Genomic DNA, 16,149 nt, shown 5'->3' with positions numbered 1-16,149 from the left:
TCAGTCAGCGCCGAAGGGGCTCAGCTCACTGAGCGCCGCCGCGACGACGAGCTCACCGGCGGCGAATCTCTCGCGAGCGCCGACCGCGACCGCCCGCGCCTGGTCCCGCGCCCGCCCGACCCGCTCGACCAGCGCGGCGTACTCGGGCCCGATCACCCGCTCCAGGCGCCTCCGGATCTCGCGCGCGAGGGCGGGGCTCCGGCCGCCGGTCGAGACGGCGATCTGGAGGCCGCCGCGGCGGAGCACCGAGGGCAGGATGAAGTCGCACTCCGCGGGCCGGTCCACGACGTTGACGAGCGCGCGCCGGCGCCGCGCCTCGGCGGCGACCGCCGCGTCCACCGCGGGAACGCCCGTCGCCGCGATGACGAGCGCGGCGCCGCGGACATCGGCGCGCCGGAACAGCCGGCGCCGGTGGGTCAGCAGGCCCGCCGCCGTGAGCGCCGCGAGCCGCGGCGTGAGCGCGGGACTCACCAGGGTGACCCGCGCGCCGGCGCCGAGGAGGTCGTCCACCTTGCGCTCGCCGATCGCGCCGCCGCCCACGACGACGCAGGGCCGGCCGCGGAGGTCGAGGAACGCCGGAAAGTAGTCGCTCACGCGCCGGCTCCCGCGGCCTCGAGCACCCGCCGGACCGAGAGCGGCACCGAGGCCGCGCCGACCGTGGGCCCGGTGATGAGGAGGGCGGGAGACGCGAGCCCCGCCGCGCGGGCCTCGTCGGCGATCCCGCCGAGGCGCCCCGCGAGGACGCGCTCGCCGTCGGTCGCCGCCCGCTCGACGAGGATCGCGGGCTCGCGCGCGTCGCGGCCGAGCGCGGTGAGCGACGCGGTGATCGCGTGGAGCGACCCGACGGGCATGTAGAACACGAGCGTCCCCTCCACGCGCGCCAGGAACTCCCAGTCGAGCGCGGCGGGGTGATGACCGGTGTGGTCGGTGCCCGTCGCGAAGACGACCACCGACGCGCTCCGCCGCTCGGTGAGCGAGATGCCGGCGCGCGCGGCCGCCGCGGTCGCCGCCGTGACGCCGGGGACGATCTCGAAGGGGACGCCCGCCGCGCGGACGGCCTCGATCTCCTCCCCGAGCCGCCCGAAGATCGCGGGGTCGCCGCCCTTGAGCCTCACGACGCGCTCGCGGCGACGCGCCCAGTCCACGAGGAGCCAGTTGATCTGGCCCTGGCCGAGGCAGGGGCGCCCCGGCGCCTTACCGACGTCCACGATCGTCGCGCCGGCCCGCGCCTCGCCGAGGAGCTCCATCGGCACGAGCCGGTCGTGGAGCACGACCTCGGCCTCGCGGAGCCGGCGGAGCCCCTTCACGGTGATCAGCTCGGGGTCGCCGGGTCCGGCGCCGACGAACGAGACCCGGGGCGGCCGGCGGTCAGGGGCGATTGGCGAGCGCTCCATGCATCTCGCCACCGAGCGCGACCGCCGTCGGACGCGGCGTCTCGCGCGCGAGCGCCCTGCCGTGCGTCGCGTGGAGCGCGAGTCCGGTGAAGACGAGGCCGCCGAAGACGTTGCCCAGGGTGACCGGGATCTGATTCCAGAGCCACCAGTCGCCGAGCCCGACGCGCGCGCCGAGGAGCATTCCCGCGGGGATCACGAACATGTTGACGACGGAGTGCTCGAAGCCCTGGGCGAAGAAGGTCATGATCGGCAGCCACATCGCGACGATCTTCCCGCTCGTGGACTGCGACGTGAGCGCCATGACCACGCCGAGCGTGACCATCCAGTTGCAGAGCACCGCCTTGCCGACGGCCATCGCCAGGCCACGGCCAGCGAGCCGCTCGTAGCCGAGGGTCTTCGCCTCGGCGACGGTCATGAGCTGGCGCGCCATCTCGGAATCGGCCGGGAGCGTCGCGGTGAAGAGCAGCGCGTAGAACACGCTGCCGATCAGGTTGCCGAGGAACACCCACGACCAGTTGGCGAGGAGCGCGCCGAGGCTCACGCGTCCCTCGCGCACGGCCAGGGGCACGAGCGCGAAGTTGCCCGTCACGAGCTCGAGGCCGAGCAGCACGATCATGACGAAGCCGACCGGGAAGACGAGGGCGCCGACGAGGCCCACGCGCGTCTGGAGCGACGCGGTGAACGCCAGCGTCGTCGCGAATCCGAGGAGCGCGCCGGACAGGAAGCCGCGCACGAGGAGATCGCGCACGGGCAGCCGGCTCTTGTTCACGCCGGCCTGGACCATCTGCTCCACCACCGCATCGGGCTTCACGTAAGCCATACGCTCGAGACCTCCAGTCTCACGCGGGGTGACGGGTTGGATCCTGCGGTGTGTCGACCGTGAGCCCGCCGGCGCACGGCACGAGCGCGTACGTCTTCGCGCGGAGGGCGGGGTCCGTCGTGCACGCGCCGGTCTTGACGTTGAAGCGGTACCCGTGCAGCGGACAGGTCACCTCGTCCCCTTCGAGCGTGCCGCTCGCGAGGGGGCCGCCCTCGTGGGGGCACCGGTTCTGGATCGCGTAGAGCCGGTCCTGGAGGCGGAACACGGCGACCTCGAGCCCGTTCGCCACGAGGAGCCGGCCGGCGCCCTCGACCAGCTCCTCGGCGCGGACCACGGGGCCCGCGATCGCGCCGTCCTTCGTCGCGCCGGCCGGCGCGGCTGGCGGCGGCGCGAGCGCGCGGAGCTGGCGACGCACTTTCTCGGGATCGAGATGGCGGACGAGCCCCTCGAGCACGCGCGGAAGCGTGTCGCATGGCACGCTCTCCAGGAGCCTCACGCCCTGGTTCGCGTTCGGTCCCGAGGAGCCGCCGACGAACACGTCGACCGCGTCCACGGTCTCACCGTTCACCTTCGCCTTGGTCCCGAGGAGCCCGATGTCGGCGACCGTGTGGTTGCCGCAGCCCGCGGGGCAGCCGGACCAGTGGATCCTGATCGGCTTCCCGTGGTGCACCTTCGCCTCGAGGGCGCGCGCGACCTGGAGCGCCCGCGCCTTCGTCTCGATGACCGCCAGGTTGCAGAACTCGATGCCGGTGCAGCTCACGAGGCCGCGCATGATCTCGGACGGGTCGTAGCGGAGCACCTTCAGGAGCGGCTCGGCCGTCAGGTCGCCGAGCTTCACGTCCGGCACGTTGGGAACGATCACGTTCTGATCCGCGGTGAGCCGCGCCTCGCCGGTGCCGTAGCACTCGGCGAGCCGCCCGACCTCGACGAGCTGGTCCTCGGTGATGCGACCGACCGGAACGCTGAGCCCGACGTAGCTCAGCGTGGCCTGCTTCTGGCGGAAGACGCCCACATGGTCCGTGGCCTTGGGCAGGCGCGCGTCCGTCCCGGCGCGCTCGAGCGGCTGTCCGAGCCGCGTCTCCAGCACGTCGCGGAACGTCGCGGCGCCCCACTCTTCGAGGAGGAACGCGAGCCGGATCTTGTTCCGGGCGTCCCGCGAGCCGTGGTCCCGGAAGATGAGCACGATGGCGCTGCACAGCTCCACGGCCTCGTCGGGGCGGACGAAGGCGTCGAGCGGCGTGGCGACGCGGTATCCGCCCGAGCCGTTCTTGCCGCCGACGAGCACGTTGAAGCCGGCGACCGGCTCGCCGCCCAGGGACCGGAGCGCCGGGACGAGCGCGATGTCCTGCGTCTCGGCGTGCGTGCAGTTCTCCTTGCAGCCGGTGATCGTGACGTTGAACTTGCGCGGGAGGTTCGTGAACGCCTTGTTGCCGACGAAGGCGTCGGTGAACGCGCGGGCCACGGGCGCGGCGTCGAACAGCTCGTTCGGAGTGAGCCCGGCGACGGGGCAGCCGACGATGTTGCGGATGTTGTCCATCCCGGTCTGGAGCGTCACGAGGCCGACCCCGCGCAGCCGGTCGAGGATCGCCGGAACGTCGCCGATCCGGATCCAGCGGAGCTGGATCTGCTGGCGCGTCGTGATGTCGGCGAACCCTCGCCCATGGCGCCCGGTGATCTCGCCGATCGCGCGGAGCTGCGCCGCGCTCGTGATGCCGTTCGGGATGCGGATGCGCATCATGAAGTGGCCGGGCGTGTGGCGCCGGAGGAAGATCCCCCACCACTTCAGCCGCTCGATGTCGCCCTCGGTGATCGCGTCGGGGCCGAGCTGCGCGTAGCGGGGGATTTCCTCGGCGACGTCGAGGCCGTCCTTCTCCGCCTTGATCTGCTCGATCTTGTTCACACACCCTCCAAAGCAGAAACGGCGCCGTGCCCGGGTCACGGGCACAAGCGCCGTCGCTTGCGTGAGCGTGCGTCCCGTCGTGGACGCGCGCCGGGGTCGGAGAATGCAGCGCGCGTGCCAGCGCGCGGCTCGATGACGAGGCGTCAGGTTGGACGGGGAGTTAGCGCGAGACTGCTTCGCGCGTAGGCACCCGCGCGATGCACGGTTCCGCGGCAGGACGCGCCCGCGCTGCCGATTTGAGCGGCAGCCGGAGGCTCAGCGGCGACAGGAAAGGCGCATGCGGTTCCGCGCGACCCACGCGTAGAACCGGCGCGCGACCGGCCGCGCGCCGGGCAGCGCGAAGAGCGTCGCGAGCCAGCCGAGGCCGCGGATGCGCCGCAGCAGCGCGGGCACGGCGTCGGCGCCCGCGAGCACGCGCCCGTCGGGGAGCGCGAGCTGCATCGCCTCCATACACGCGGCGTCTGAGACCTGGGGAAAGCGCGCGCGGCGGGGCTCGGAGCGGCAGGGCAGGATCTCGAGCGCGCCGCGCGAGAGCGCGAGCCGCATCACCCAGAGCGCGCTCGCGCGGCACATGGCGCACTCGCCGTCGTAGATCAGCGTCGCCGTGTCGATTGATTTTCGAGCCATCTGACCGCTCGCCGCGCACGCCGGGCCCCAGCCCCGGGCCGTGCTGCGGCTCGCACTACCGTCCCCATCTCCTGAGCGTCCGGTAGTAGAGGACGAGCCCGACGGCGACCGCGGCCGCCACGACCACCTGCGCCAGCGACGCCGGGTCGCCCGAGCGCGCCCAGAGCCGGAGCTGGAAGGCCGCGTAGAAGAGGAAGAACGCGATGCCCGCGGCGATGAGGATCCGGTGGGCGGTGATGAGCCTCACGCGGGCCGCGGCCTACGCGCCCAGCACGGCCTTCGTGGCGTCGCGCGCGGCCCCGACCAGCCGGTCGACCTCGGCCTCGGTCACGACGAGCGGCGGGGCGAAGTAGATCGAGTCTCCCGTGGCCGGGTGCGGCCCCGCGACCGCGCGCACGCGCGTGACGACGCCGCGCTTCATCATCTCCTGCTGGATCCGCTGCCCCACCTTGCGGTCGCCCGCGAAGTTCCTCTTCGTCGCGCGGTCCTCGACCAGCTCGACCGCCGCGAGCAGCCCCTTACCGCCTCGGATATCGCCCGCATTCGGGTGGTCGCCGAACGCTGCCTTGAGCCCGGCGTGGAGACGCTCGCCCATCTTCGCCGAGTTCTCCCAGAGGCGCTCGCGCGTCATGATCTCGAGGTTCTTCACCGCGACGGCGCAGCACGTCGGGTGCGCCGAGTACGTGTAGGCGTGCATCCAGCGCTCCTCGGGCTTGACGGAGTCCATCGCGTCCTTGATCGCCTTCGTCACCATGATCCCGCCGAGCGGGAGGTAGCCCGACGTGACGCCCTTGGCGAACGAGAGGATGTCCGGCTTGACGTTCCAGTGCGCGAGCGCGAACCACCGGCCCGTGCGGCAGAAGCCCGTGATGACCTCGTCGGCGATGAGGAGGACCTCGTGGCGCGTGCAGATCTCGCGCACGCGCGGCCAGTAGTCGTCGGTCGGGTAGAGCACGCCGCCGCCGCCGTGGATCGGCTCGCCGATGAACGCGGCGACCGTGTCGGGCTCCTCGCGCAGGATCGCCTCCTCGAGCTCGCGCGCCGCGGCCTGGCCCGGCGTCTCGCCCGGCTTGAGTCCCTGCTGCCGGTACGGGTAGCAGGTCTGGATGTGGACGAACCCCGGCACGCGCGGCTCGAACATCTTCCAGTAGGCGCCCATGCCCGTCGCGCTCATCGTCTGCAGCGTCACGCCGTGGTAGGCGTTCTGACGCGCGATGACCTTGACCTTGCCGGGCTTCCCCGTCGCCTTCCAGTAGAAGCGCGCCGTCTTGAACGCCGACTCGTTCGCCTCGGCCCCGCCCGAGCAGAAGAAGACCGCCTGCATGTTGTCGTAGGTGATCTCCATCAGGCGGTTCGCGAGCGTGATCGCCGGGATGTTGGACGAGCCGACGTACGCGGTGAAGTACGCGAGCTCCTTCATCTGCTGCGCCGCGGCTTCCGCGAGCTCGGCGCGCCCGTGCCCGACGTTGACGTTCCAGAGCCCCGCGAGCCCGTCGACGTACTCGTGGCCGCCGATGTCCCAGACCGTCGCGCCGCGGCCGCGGACGTAGATGACCGGCTCGGCGTTCTCGGACGGATGGTGGAGCGGGTGGATCAGGTGCTCCTGGTCGGCCTTCACGAGCTCGGCAGCGGTCAGCGCCATTGCTTCCTCCCCAAGGTCACGCCCGGGTGCCGGGCGGGCGGGCCCGGCGGTAATCGCCGTGCGGGACGTGGACGGCGCGCTCCTGCGGCCCTCGGTACCAGAACGCCCACGCGGGCGCGCGCCGCCCGCGCGCGAGCGTGACGGTCGTCGGGCGACGCTCGAAATTGTAACCCTCCTCGCGGTCGAGCACCGGGAGAAGTTCGGGCCCGTCCAGACGATACACCTCGCCCGTGACGCGCCCGTCGCCGGCGACGAGGCCGGGATACCGGCCGAGGTCGAGGAGCCGGCCGCTCACGCGGCCCTCGCCGACGAACGCCGCGCCCCGCGCGAGCACCGGATGCAGCGCATACCCCCGCATCAGCGTTCCGTACGCAAACACCAGCGGCCTGGCGGCGCGGGGGCGAGAGCCGGCCCTCGGAGACCCGTAGCTTCTGGGGGTTGACGCGGCCGCGGCGCGCCGTCGAGGCCTGCTAGCGCGCTTTGGCAAGCTGGCGCAGGGTCTCGAGCGCGCGGTTCGTGTCGAGCGCCGTCAGGAGGGGCTCACCGCCTGGAGCACCGCGCCGAGGAAATCCTTCTCCGGCACGGCCCCCTCGAACTGGACGCGGTCGTTGATGACGACCTTGGGCACGCCCATCACCTGGTAGGCGCGCGCCAGCTCGGGGAACTCGGTGGCCTCGATCGCCGTCGCGCGGACCCGCTCGGAGGCGACCGCCATGTGCTGAGCCAGGCGCACGGCCCGGGGGCAGTAGGGTCAGGTGGGCGTCGAGAAGACCTTGATGTCCACGTCGTCGGCCAGCCCCCGGAGCGAGGCCTTCGTCTCCTCGCTGAGCGCGGGCTCTCCGGTGGACGCGACGATGATCGAGTCGATCAGGTTGCTGAACTCGTACCCCGACGGGATCCCGTAGAAGCGGATGCCGTAGTCGCGCGCGCCTTCGACCACGATCGCGGGCACCTGGTCCACGCGGTAGGCCTCGGCGCGCTCGCGGTCGATGGCGGGATTCAGGACCTCGACGGTGATCGTGTCGGACAGCTCGGCCACCTCGCGCACGAGCTGCTCGTTCTGCCGGCAGAGGTCGCCGGCGAGCAGCTCCTGCGAGAAGACGACGAGCTTCACGGGACCGGCGAGCTTCTCGAACTCCTTGCGGACGGCCGCGCGGTCTCGCTCGTTCAGGATCGCCATGACGTCATTATACCCGCGTGCCGAAATCGTGGGCGGCCGAGGGCCGTCCTGCACGCGCGGAGGGCACGACCAGGCGCGCCCCGCGCGCGATCCCCCTGAAATCGCGCGTGCGGGAATCCGGCACGGTCGTTGCTCGAGCTCCTCGCGGGATGGACGAGCCGCGTGCCGTGGACGACTGGTGGGACGACCTCGAGGACGAGATCCTCGAATCGGTGCGGGGCCGCGGTCCCGTCGCGCCGGCCCAGGTGGGCCAGCGCCTGGGGATCTCGGCCGACGCGGCCGCGTCGCTGCTCTCGCTGCTCGCGCAGGAAGGCAAGATCCGCATCTGCCTGGTCGACTTGCCCTAGGCCCGCGACAGTCGTAAGGTCATACGGCGGACCATGAAACCCTTCGTCGTCAACCGCTACGGGCGCATCGTGTTCCCGTCGAATTTCTTTCCGGCGCTCGACTTCTCCGTCTTCGAGACGCTGGACCAGTTCAAGGCGGTCATCCGCCGCGACTTCGAGGAGAAGGCGCCCACGGAGACCGACATCGTCACACGCGTGGACGCGCGTGCCTACGACGGGCGCTACGACCTCCTGCGCGACCTCGCGCTGAACCTCTTCTGGGTCAACCGCTACGCGATGACGATGTACGAGAAGCGCCCGATGCGCTGGCGCGACGTCCCGCGCGGGCGCGACGACCTCTTCCTGCCGATCTTCAAGCCCTGGGACGGCGAGGAGCTGACGAACGCCATCGAGGCGGGCTACCGGGCGCTGCCGCCGGCGTGGGACGAGGGCACCGAGGACAAGATCTCGCGCATCCTGCTCGACGTGTTCCGCCACAAGAAGGGCGCCGGCGCCGAGCTGCCGGCGATCAAGCCGACGGTCGCCGAGATCCTGGCGCGGCCCACGAACCTCACCTATCACCTGCTCGCGCACGACCCCGACTTTCCGGGGTACGGCCACGACGACATCATCGAGTACACGCACCGGGTGCCCGAGCTCGAGGCGCTCATGCGCCAGGCGATGGTGCTCCACAACCAGTACCGCTGGGACCGCGCCAAGACGCGGGTGATCGAGGTCGGCAAGCTCCACGACGACGACTTCGTCGTCGTCTTCTACCCGCGCGGCGACGAGGTGCTGCAGTTCATCCGTCGCGTGAAGGACGGCCGCCGCGCGCGCCCGCGCCGGCCCGCGCCGCTGCCGTCGCGCGAGCCCACGCGCCCCTACCCGCCCGTGGACGTGCGGGCGCGCTTCGGCGTCATGCCGCGCCTGGAGGCGCTCGCCGTCTACAAGGGCGAGCTCGTCTGCACCAACGACGACCTCATCCGCAACTCCGCCTACTGCTGGTCGCCGATGACGGCGAAGGAGATCGAGGAGAAGACGGGCATCGTCGAGCGGCTCTACACGGAGCTCGACCTCGATCACATCGCCCTCCTGGCCGCGCAGCGGGCGCTCGAGAAGTCGGGTCGCCGGCCCGAGGAGATCGGCGCGGTGCTCTTCTGCTCGTGCACGTCGACCAAGATGATGCCGTCGCTCGCGACCTGGCTGTCCGGCCAGCTCGGCATGCTCCAGACCCACGCCTCGTGCGACATGGTCGCGGCGTGCGCGGGGCTCCCGTACGGGCTTTCGGAGGCGGTGCGGCTCCTCCAGGAGGTCGAGCGTCCCGTGCTGCTCGTCTGCGGCGAGAAGTTCTCGGACAAGATCGGCACGGTCCGGACCTCGCGGATGATCTTCGGCGACGGCGCCGCGGCCCTCGTGGTGGGCCCGGCGCCCGCCGGCGCCCCGCCCGACGTCGAGTGGTACCAGACGTACGCGAGCGGGCCGATGAGCGAGGTCGACTCGATCATCTGGCCCAACCCCGAGTTCGACAACAACATCACGGTCTACGGCCCCGAGGTGAAGGCGCTGGTGCGGCGCTACCTCGCGCAGATGATCGGCGAGCTCCAGGCGCTCCCCCGCGCCGACGGCGCGCCCGGCGCGCTCCTCGACACGATCGACCTCGTGGTCCCGCACCAGGCCAACAAGACGATGGTCGTGCAATTCGCGCGGGCGGCGGGCGTGCCGCCCGAACGGCTCTACTTCAACATCGAGAAGGTGGGCAACACCTCGTCGGCGTCCATCCCCATCGCGATCCACGACGCCGTCCGGGAGGGCGTGATCGACCGGCCCATGCGGATCTTCGCGCCGGGCTTCGGCGCGGGGGCGGTCGGCGGCTACGTCATCCTGCGCGTGGACCCCGCGATCGTCGCGCGCTAGCCGCGCGGCGCGCCCGTCAGGCCCAGACCGCGACCACCGCGGGCCCGCCCGCGGCGAGCGCCCGCTCGAGCGCCTCCGCGAAGCGCTCCTCGCCGTCCGCGGCGAACGCCGGCACGCCGAAGCTCCGCGTGAGCCGCTGGAGCTCGGGCGCGCCCGTCCCGCTCTCGCCGAAGGCGACGACGATCACGGGCACGCGGAGCCGCGTCGCGGTCTCGAGCTCCGAGGCGGCGGCGACGAGGCCGGCCGCCGCGGTGAAGCAGACGACGCGCCGGTCCGGGCGGGCGAGGTGGGCCGCGATCGCCGCGGGCAGCGCGAAGCCCGTCGTCGCCGAGCCGTCCGAGACGAGGAACTCCCCGGGCCCGATCGCGTCCCATCCCGCCGCCACGTCCCCGGCGTGAGGGCCCGGATCCACGGCGGCGAGCGTTCCGGCCGGGAGCGCCTCGCGCGCGATGGCCACGACGCGCCGGCGCGTCAGGCGGCCCGTCGCGACGCCAGGCGCGCGGAGCTCGCGCTTCAGGCGGTCGAGCGCGGCCACGTCCCAGTCGGCGCGCACGCCGCCGCGCAGCCGCGGCGCGAGCTCCTCGAGGATCAGCGCGACGTCGCCCGCGACTTCCGTCACGGGCCGGCGCAGGCCGCCCGGCGCGGGGAATGGCGCGATGTGTAGCAGCGCGCTGTCTCCCGGCCACGAGTCCGGCGACGCCTCGACGGCGTCGAGGCCCAGCGCCACGACGAGGTCGGCGCGCGCGAGGAGGTCCTCCTCGACGGCGCCCCCCGGCAGCACGCCGAGCCTCAGCGGATGCGGGTCGGGGACCGCGCCCTTCCCCTTCCGCGTCGCGAGCACCGGCGCCGGTAAGGCCTCGGCGAAGGCGGTGAGCCACGGCGCGGCCTCGGCCCCGCGGCCGCCGAGCCCGACGACGAGCACGGGACGCGACGCCCGGGCGAGGAGCGTCGCGGCGGCGTCGAGAGCCTCGGGCGCGGGCGGCGGCGGAGGCTCGGGACGCCACGCGGCGGCCACGGGGACCGCGGGAGCGCCGGCCACGCCGGCCGGCAGGTCGAGGTGCACGGGACCGCGCGGCGGCGTCAGCGCGAGCCGCGCCGCGTGGGCGATCCAGTGGCCGGCCGACGGCGCCTCGAGCCGGAGGCTCGCCTTGCACGCGAGCAGCGTTCCCGGGTGGCGGTCGGTCAGGAGGATCATCGGCGAGCGGTCGAGCGCCGCGTGCGCGACGCCCGTGACCGCCGCCGCGACGCCCGGTCCGGGGCCGGCGAGCGCGACGCCCGGCGCGCCGACGAGGTCGCCCGTCACGGCGGCCATGACGCACGCCGCGGCATCGCCGTAGGCGAGGACGAACGGGAGGTCGTGGGCGCGCGCGGCGTCGAGGAGGCGGGCGTTGGCGCCGACGCCCGGCACGCCGAAGAGCCGCGGTGTGCCCGCCCGCTTGAGACCGTCGACGACGACGTCTGCGACTGTATTCAGCGCTTGGCGAAGCTTTCGAACACCGGGCGCATGCGCTCGAGGGCGAGCCGGAGGTTCGCCTCCGAGTTCGCGTACGAGAGCCGCAGGTAGCCCTCGCCGTGCGCGCCGAAGGCCGTGCCGGCGAGGACGGCGACGCCGGCCTCGTTGAGAAGCCGCTCGGCGACCTCGGCCGACGGCCGGCCCGTGCCCGTGATGTTGGGGAAGACGTAGAAGGCGCCGCGGGGCCGCGCGCAGCGGACCCCGGGAAGCCGGGCCAGGCCCTCGACGATGAGATCGCGCCGCCGCTTGAACTCGGCGACCATGCGCGCGACCGGCGTCTGGTCGCCCTGGAGCGCGGCGATCCCCGCGAGCTGGACGAACGAGGCCGTGCAGGACGCGGAGTTCACCATGAGGCGCGTCACGTGCTCGGCGAGATGGGCGGGCATGACGCCGTACCCGAGCCGCCAGCCCGTCATCGCGTAGGACTTGGAGAAGCCGTCGAGCAGCACCGTCAGCTCGCGCATCCCGGGAAAGCCCATGATCGACGTGAACTCGCCCTCGTAGAGGAACTGGCGGTAGATCTCGTCGGCGAGCACCGGGATCTGGCGCTCCGCGGCGACCCGCGCGACGACCTCGAGCTGGCCGCGGTCGAGCACGCCGCCGGTCGGGTTCTCCGGAGAGTTGACGATGATGAGCCGCGTCCGCGGCGAGATCCTCCGCTGGAAGAGCTCCAGATCGAAGCCAAACCCGCTCTCCTCGCGCAGCGGGATCGGCACGGGCACGGCGCCGACGAAGTTGATCACGGACTCGTAGATCGGGAAGCCCGGGTTCGGGTAGATCACCTCGGCCCCCTCGCCCGCGAGCGCCAGGATCGTGAAGAACATGATCGGCTTGGCGCCCGGCGTGACGACGACCTCCTCGGGCGCCACGGGCACGCCGCGCGTCTCGCCCACGTGCTTGGCGATCGCCTCGCGCAGCTCGGGCAATCCCGCCGACGGGCCGTAGTGCGTGGCGCCGGCATCGAGCGCCTGCTTGGCGGCCTCCTTGATGTGCGCCGGCGTGTCGAAGTCGGGCTCGCCGATCTCGAGGTGGACGATCTGCCGCCCCGCGCGCTCGAGAGCCTTCGCGCGCGCGAGGACTTCGAAGGCCGACTCCGTGCCGAGGCGCAGCATCCGGGACGCGACGTTCATGGGATTCCCCTTTCGAAGGCCACTATTATACGGCGATGCGCTTCGTCACCGTGCCGGCCGGCGCATTCCGCATGGGCTGGGAGGTGGGCCACCCCTCGGAGCGTCCCGTCCACGAAGTGTGGCTCGACGAGTTCCTGATCGCGACGACGCCCGTGACGAACACCGACTACGCGCCCTACCTCGCGGCCACGGGCGCGCCGCCGCCGCCCTTCTGGGAGGACGCCGCGTTCGCGGATCCCCTCCAGCCCGTGGTCGGCCTCGCGTGGGACGAGGCGGCGGCGTTCGCCTTGTGGGCGGCAGGGCGGCTGCCGACGGAGGCGGAGTGGGAGAAGGCGGCGCGCGGCGGCCTCGCCGGCGCCCGGTATCCCTGGGGCGACGCGAAGCCGGCCGGCGCCTTTGACCGGCCGCCGCGCGTCCCCGCGACGCCCGGGAACCCGCTCGGCCTCACCGACCTCGCCGGCGTCTGCCACGAATGGTGCGCCGACTGGTTCGACGAGGGCTACTACGGGCGCTCGCCGGCGACGAACCCGCGCGGCCCGGCCGCGGGCGAGCGCCGCGCGAGCCGCGGCGGCGCCTGGCGCCACGCCGATCCGTGGAGCCCCGTCGCCCACCGCTCCTCGCTCCCGCCGCGCCTCCGCTACTCCGACTACGGCCTGAGGCTCGCGCGCGACCCCTGATACAATGGCCGCCGACCGTCATGGCGCCCGTCCAGCGCTCGGTCCTGCGTGAGGGCATCGTCGCCGGCTTGATCGGGGCGACGGTCGTCGCGGTGTGGTTCCTCCTGTTCGATCTGGCGCGCGGCCGCCCCCTGCTGACGCCGGGGCTCCTCGGCGCGGCGGTCTTCGAGGGCGTCACCGACCCGAGCGGGCTCCGGATCACCGTGGGGCACGTGCTCGGCTACACGGTCGTCCACGGCCTGGCATTCATCGCGTTCGGCGTCGTCGCGGCGAGTCTCATGGCGGTGAGCGAGCGCGAGCCGGCGCTGTTCGTCGGCTTCGTGATCCTCTTCGCCTGCTTCGAGGTGTTCTTCTTCGGCGTCGTCGGCGCCCTGGGCAAGTCCGTGCTCGGCGCCCTCGTGTGGTGGTCGATCCTCATCGGCAACCTGCTCGCCTCGGTGGCGATGCTCTGGTACCTCTTCCGCGCCCATCGCGCGCTGCCCCACTCGCTCGTCGGCGCGTGGGGCGGCGTCCTGCGCGAGGGCATCGTCGCGGGGCTCATCGGCGCGGCCGTCGTCGCGCTCTGGTTCCTCGCGATCGACGCGATCCAGGGCGAGCCGCTCCGGACGCCGCGGCTCCTCGGTGCCGCGCTGCTCCGCCAGACCGCGGCGATGCCCGCGGTGCTCGGCTACACCGTCGTCCACGGCCTGGCGTTCATCGCCTTCGGGATCGTCGGCGCCCTGCTGATCGCGGGCGCGGAGCGCCAGCCGCTGTTCATCTTCGCGCTCGTCATCTTCTTCACCGCGTTCGAGGTATTCTTCTTCGGCGTGATCGTCATCCTGGCCAAGTGGGTGCTGGACGAGCTGGCGGGCTGGACGGTCTTCGTCGGCAACCTCCTGGCCGCCGCGGGGATGCTCGGCTACTTCTTCGCGGGCCACCGCGGGCTGGCCCGCCGCCTCACCGCCGCCTGGGCCGACGAGGACTAGGGCCCGGATTATTCATGAGTGACAGGCACCGCGCGCTCAAGGGCTCTGGCCAGGGGCACTCCATGTGCTTACTATCGCTTCGTGCTTGTCAGTTTGCTAGCCGCGCGATCTCTTCCAGCGACCAGACGTGATCCGAAAGCCCCGCTTCCATCGCCGGAGTGACCCGGAGCGTCTTGTAGAGCGCACCGGTCGACAGGCAATAACCTTTCGGTTACAGTGCTGCTCCTGACTGTTGGCGAAATCGGGAGGCTGGTGTCCGGACCAAGATCTGCTCGGCCCGCGTTCTGGCCGCCGGCCGCCTCACGATTGTGGTCGCGGAGGGGCAGAACCTTTCGCCGAAGAGATCGAGCTGTTTGAGCTCAGGTATGGCAGTCCCGATAACCAAGGTGTCGAGTCAAGCCCGCAGGACCGTCGGGGTGCCACGTCTGCCTGGCGGACACGCGATGAAAGCAAGATTCTTCCTCATCCTGCTGTTCCTGCTGCTATCCGCCCTGGGACTCGAGCCTGCATACTCCGCGGCTCGAGCGTCAGCGGGCGGCACACCGCTGAGCTTTGAACCGAACCTCGGGCAGACCGATCCTCAAGTGAAGTACCTTGCACGGGGTCCGGGCTACACCCTCCTCCTGACTCCGGGCGAGGCCGTGCTGGTCTTCCAGCAAGGACGGGGCGCTGGTCGATCGACGACGGCCGTCAGGATGCGGCTCGTCGGCGCCACGTCCACGCCCGAGCTCGGAGGACTCGATCTCCTCCCGGGCAAGAGCAACTACTTCATCGGTAACGACCCCAGGAAATGGCGGACCGGGGTTCCGCACTATGGCAGGGTCCGGCACCGGGACGTCTATCCCGGCATCGACCTCGTCTATTACGGCAATCAGGAGCGACTGGAGTACGACTTCGTCGTCGCTCCCGGAGGGGACCCCACGAGGATCGAGCTCGCCTTCGACGGCGCCGACGGGCTCGAACTCGACGCTCGGGGCGATCTCATCCTGCGTGCGGGGGGCGGAGAGCTTCGTCTGCACAGGCCGGTCGTCTATCAGGAGGTGGACGCCGTTCGACGCGAGGTCGCGGGCGGTTACATGCTCACGGATGAGGGTCGAGTCGGTATTCGCCTCGCCGCCTATGACAGGAGCCGGCCGCTTATCGTTGATCCGGTGTTGACCTACTCTACCTTCCTCGGCAGCCTCGGCAATGACATTGGCCACGGCATCGCCGTGGACGCCGCCGGTCATGTCTACGTGACCGGATCTACCACTTCGGCCACCTTTCCGACTGCTCCCACGTTCCCCAGGTTCCTCTGCGGCCTGTTTCGGTTCCTGTGTCCCTTCCAGCGGAGAAACGCCGGCGCGTCCGATGTCTTCGTGACGAAGCTCAGGCCTGACGGCTCCGGGCTCGTCTATTCCACCTACCTCGGCGGCACCGGGAACGATGAAGGCCTCGCCATCGCCGTCGATGCCGCCGGCAATGCCTACGTGACCGGACGGACGGCGTCCAACAACTTCCCCGTCGCCCCCTGCGTCACGGCAGCGCCGCCGTCGGGGGGTGCCCCAGGGCCGATGGGGTGCTTCCCGATCACCGTCCAACCGAGCCTGGCTGGCGGCACCGACGCCTTCGTGGCGAAGCTGAATCGCGACGGCTCGGCGCTCGTCTACTCCACCTTCCTCGGTGGTAGCGGCGATGACGTCGGGAACGGCATCGCCGTAGACTTCGCTGGTAACGCGCACGTGGCAGGGCAGACAGATTCGACCAATTTCCCCACCACCTCCGGCGCCCTCGATACGACCTGCGGCACGGACGGCGCCTGTGATTTCGACGGCATCAGTCATCACGCTGACGCCTTCGTGACGAAGGTCAATGCTACCGGCTCAGCGCTCCTCTACTCGACCTACCTGGGCGGCAAGGGCGACGACGTCGCCAACGGCATCGTCCTCGACACCGCAGGCAACGCCTACGTGACGGGGCGGACGGCCTCCGACGACTTCCCGAGAACGCCGGGCGCCTTCCAGACATCGTATGGCGGGGGCCTCGATGCCTTCGTGACCAAGCTGAACGCCACGGGCTCCG

16 protein-coding genes are annotated in these 16,149 nt (G+C 71.8%); 5 read left to right on the top strand and 11 right to left on the bottom strand.

The window, feature by feature from the left end; translation table 11 throughout:
• From VKG64_14610 to VKG64_14570, 9 genes are all read right to left on the bottom strand, one after another.
• Positions 1-594: a bifunctional precorrin-2 dehydrogenase/sirohydrochlorin ferrochelatase gene (locus VKG64_14610; protein HKB26274.1), complete on the bottom strand. Its 594-nt coding sequence runs from the start codon at positions 592-594 to the stop codon at positions 1-3.
• On the bottom strand, positions 591-1,394 hold the full coding sequence (gene cobA / locus VKG64_14605; GenBank protein HKB26273.1) for a uroporphyrinogen-III C-methyltransferase: 804 nt from the start codon (positions 1,392-1,394) through the stop codon (positions 591-593). Before cobA ends, VKG64_14610 begins: the two co-directional genes overlap by 4 nt.
• Positions 1,369-2,214: a formate/nitrite transporter family protein gene (locus tag VKG64_14600; protein ID HKB26272.1), complete on the bottom strand. Its 846-nt coding sequence runs from the start codon at positions 2,212-2,214 to the stop codon at positions 1,369-1,371. Before VKG64_14600 ends, cobA begins: the two co-directional genes overlap by 26 nt.
• 19 nt (positions 2,215-2,233) lie before the next feature.
• Positions 2,234-4,114: a Rieske 2Fe-2S domain-containing protein gene (locus tag VKG64_14595; GenBank protein ID HKB26271.1), complete on the bottom strand. Its 1,881-nt coding sequence runs from the start codon at positions 4,112-4,114 to the stop codon at positions 2,234-2,236.
• A gap of 255 nt (positions 4,115-4,369) precedes the next feature.
• Positions 4,370-4,741, bottom strand: a complete 372-nt coding sequence (locus tag VKG64_14590) for a DUF393 domain-containing protein (GenBank protein ID HKB26270.1) — start codon at positions 4,739-4,741, stop codon at positions 4,370-4,372.
• A 55-nt stretch (positions 4,742-4,796) separates the two neighbouring features.
• Entirely contained in the window at positions 4,797-4,988 is a 192-nt protein-coding gene (locus tag VKG64_14585; protein HKB26269.1) for a hypothetical protein, read from the bottom strand.
• A gap of 12 nt (positions 4,989-5,000) precedes the next feature.
• Positions 5,001-6,383 (bottom strand): aspartate aminotransferase family protein, encoded by a 1,383-nt coding sequence (locus tag VKG64_14580; protein ID HKB26268.1) that lies wholly within the window; start codon positions 6,381-6,383, stop codon positions 5,001-5,003.
• Between the two features lie 16 nt (positions 6,384-6,399).
• Positions 6,400-6,762 carry a gamma-glutamylcyclotransferase family protein gene (locus VKG64_14575; protein HKB26267.1) on the bottom strand — a complete coding sequence of 121 codons (363 nt, stop codon included), beginning with the start codon at positions 6,760-6,762 and terminating at the stop codon, positions 6,400-6,402.
• 150 nt (positions 6,763-6,912) lie between these two features.
• Positions 6,913-7,563 (bottom strand): thioredoxin family protein, encoded by a 651-nt coding sequence (locus VKG64_14570; GenBank protein HKB26266.1) that lies wholly within the window; start codon positions 7,561-7,563, stop codon positions 6,913-6,915.
• A gap of 149 nt (positions 7,564-7,712) precedes the next feature.
• Here VKG64_14570 and VKG64_14565 point away from each other — a divergent pair, with 149 nt between their 5' ends.
• Both VKG64_14565 and VKG64_14560 read left to right on the top strand, forming a co-directional pair.
• On the top strand, positions 7,713-7,910 hold the full coding sequence (locus VKG64_14565) for a hypothetical protein (protein HKB26265.1): 198 nt from the start codon (positions 7,713-7,715) through the stop codon (positions 7,908-7,910).
• Between the two features lie 33 nt (positions 7,911-7,943).
• The gene (locus tag VKG64_14560) at positions 7,944-9,803 is read left to right on the top strand and encodes a 3-oxoacyl-[acyl-carrier-protein] synthase III C-terminal domain-containing protein (GenBank protein HKB26264.1); all 1,860 of its coding nucleotides are present in this window, start codon (positions 7,944-7,946) and stop codon (positions 9,801-9,803) included.
• A 16-nt stretch (positions 9,804-9,819) separates the two neighbouring features.
• On the opposite strand, the gene VKG64_14555 is transcribed toward VKG64_14560, so the two are convergent.
• Positions 9,820-11,277, bottom strand: a complete 1,458-nt coding sequence (locus tag VKG64_14555) for a thiamine pyrophosphate-binding protein (protein HKB26263.1) — start codon at positions 11,275-11,277, stop codon at positions 9,820-9,822.
• On the bottom strand, positions 11,274-12,446 hold the full coding sequence (locus VKG64_14550; GenBank protein ID HKB26262.1) for a pyridoxal phosphate-dependent aminotransferase: 1,173 nt from the start codon (positions 12,444-12,446) through the stop codon (positions 11,274-11,276). Before VKG64_14550 ends, VKG64_14555 begins: the two co-directional genes overlap by 4 nt.
• Before the next feature lie 35 nt (positions 12,447-12,481).
• On the opposite strand from VKG64_14550, the gene VKG64_14545 reads away from it, so the two are divergent.
• The 3 genes from VKG64_14545 to VKG64_14535 form a co-directional block, all read left to right on the top strand.
• Positions 12,482-13,123 carry an SUMF1/EgtB/PvdO family nonheme iron enzyme gene (locus VKG64_14545; GenBank protein ID HKB26261.1) on the top strand — a complete coding sequence of 214 codons (642 nt, stop codon included), beginning with the start codon at positions 12,482-12,484 and terminating at the stop codon, positions 13,121-13,123.
• Between the two features lie 20 nt (positions 13,124-13,143).
• Positions 13,144-14,088, top strand: a complete 945-nt coding sequence (locus tag VKG64_14540; GenBank protein HKB26260.1) for a hypothetical protein — start codon at positions 13,144-13,146, stop codon at positions 14,086-14,088.
• A gap of 443 nt (positions 14,089-14,531) precedes the next feature.
• A partial coding sequence (locus VKG64_14535) for an SBBP repeat-containing protein (GenBank protein ID HKB26259.1) occupies positions 14,532-16,149 on the top strand: 1,618 nt, incomplete at its 3' end.

This window comes from Candidatus Methylomirabilota bacterium, assembly GCA_035260325.1.
In the GTDB taxonomy this organism is placed as follows: Bacteria; Methylomirabilota; Methylomirabilia; order Rokubacteriales; family CSP1-6; genus AR19.
This window is presented reverse-complemented; position numbering and strand designations above follow the sequence as displayed.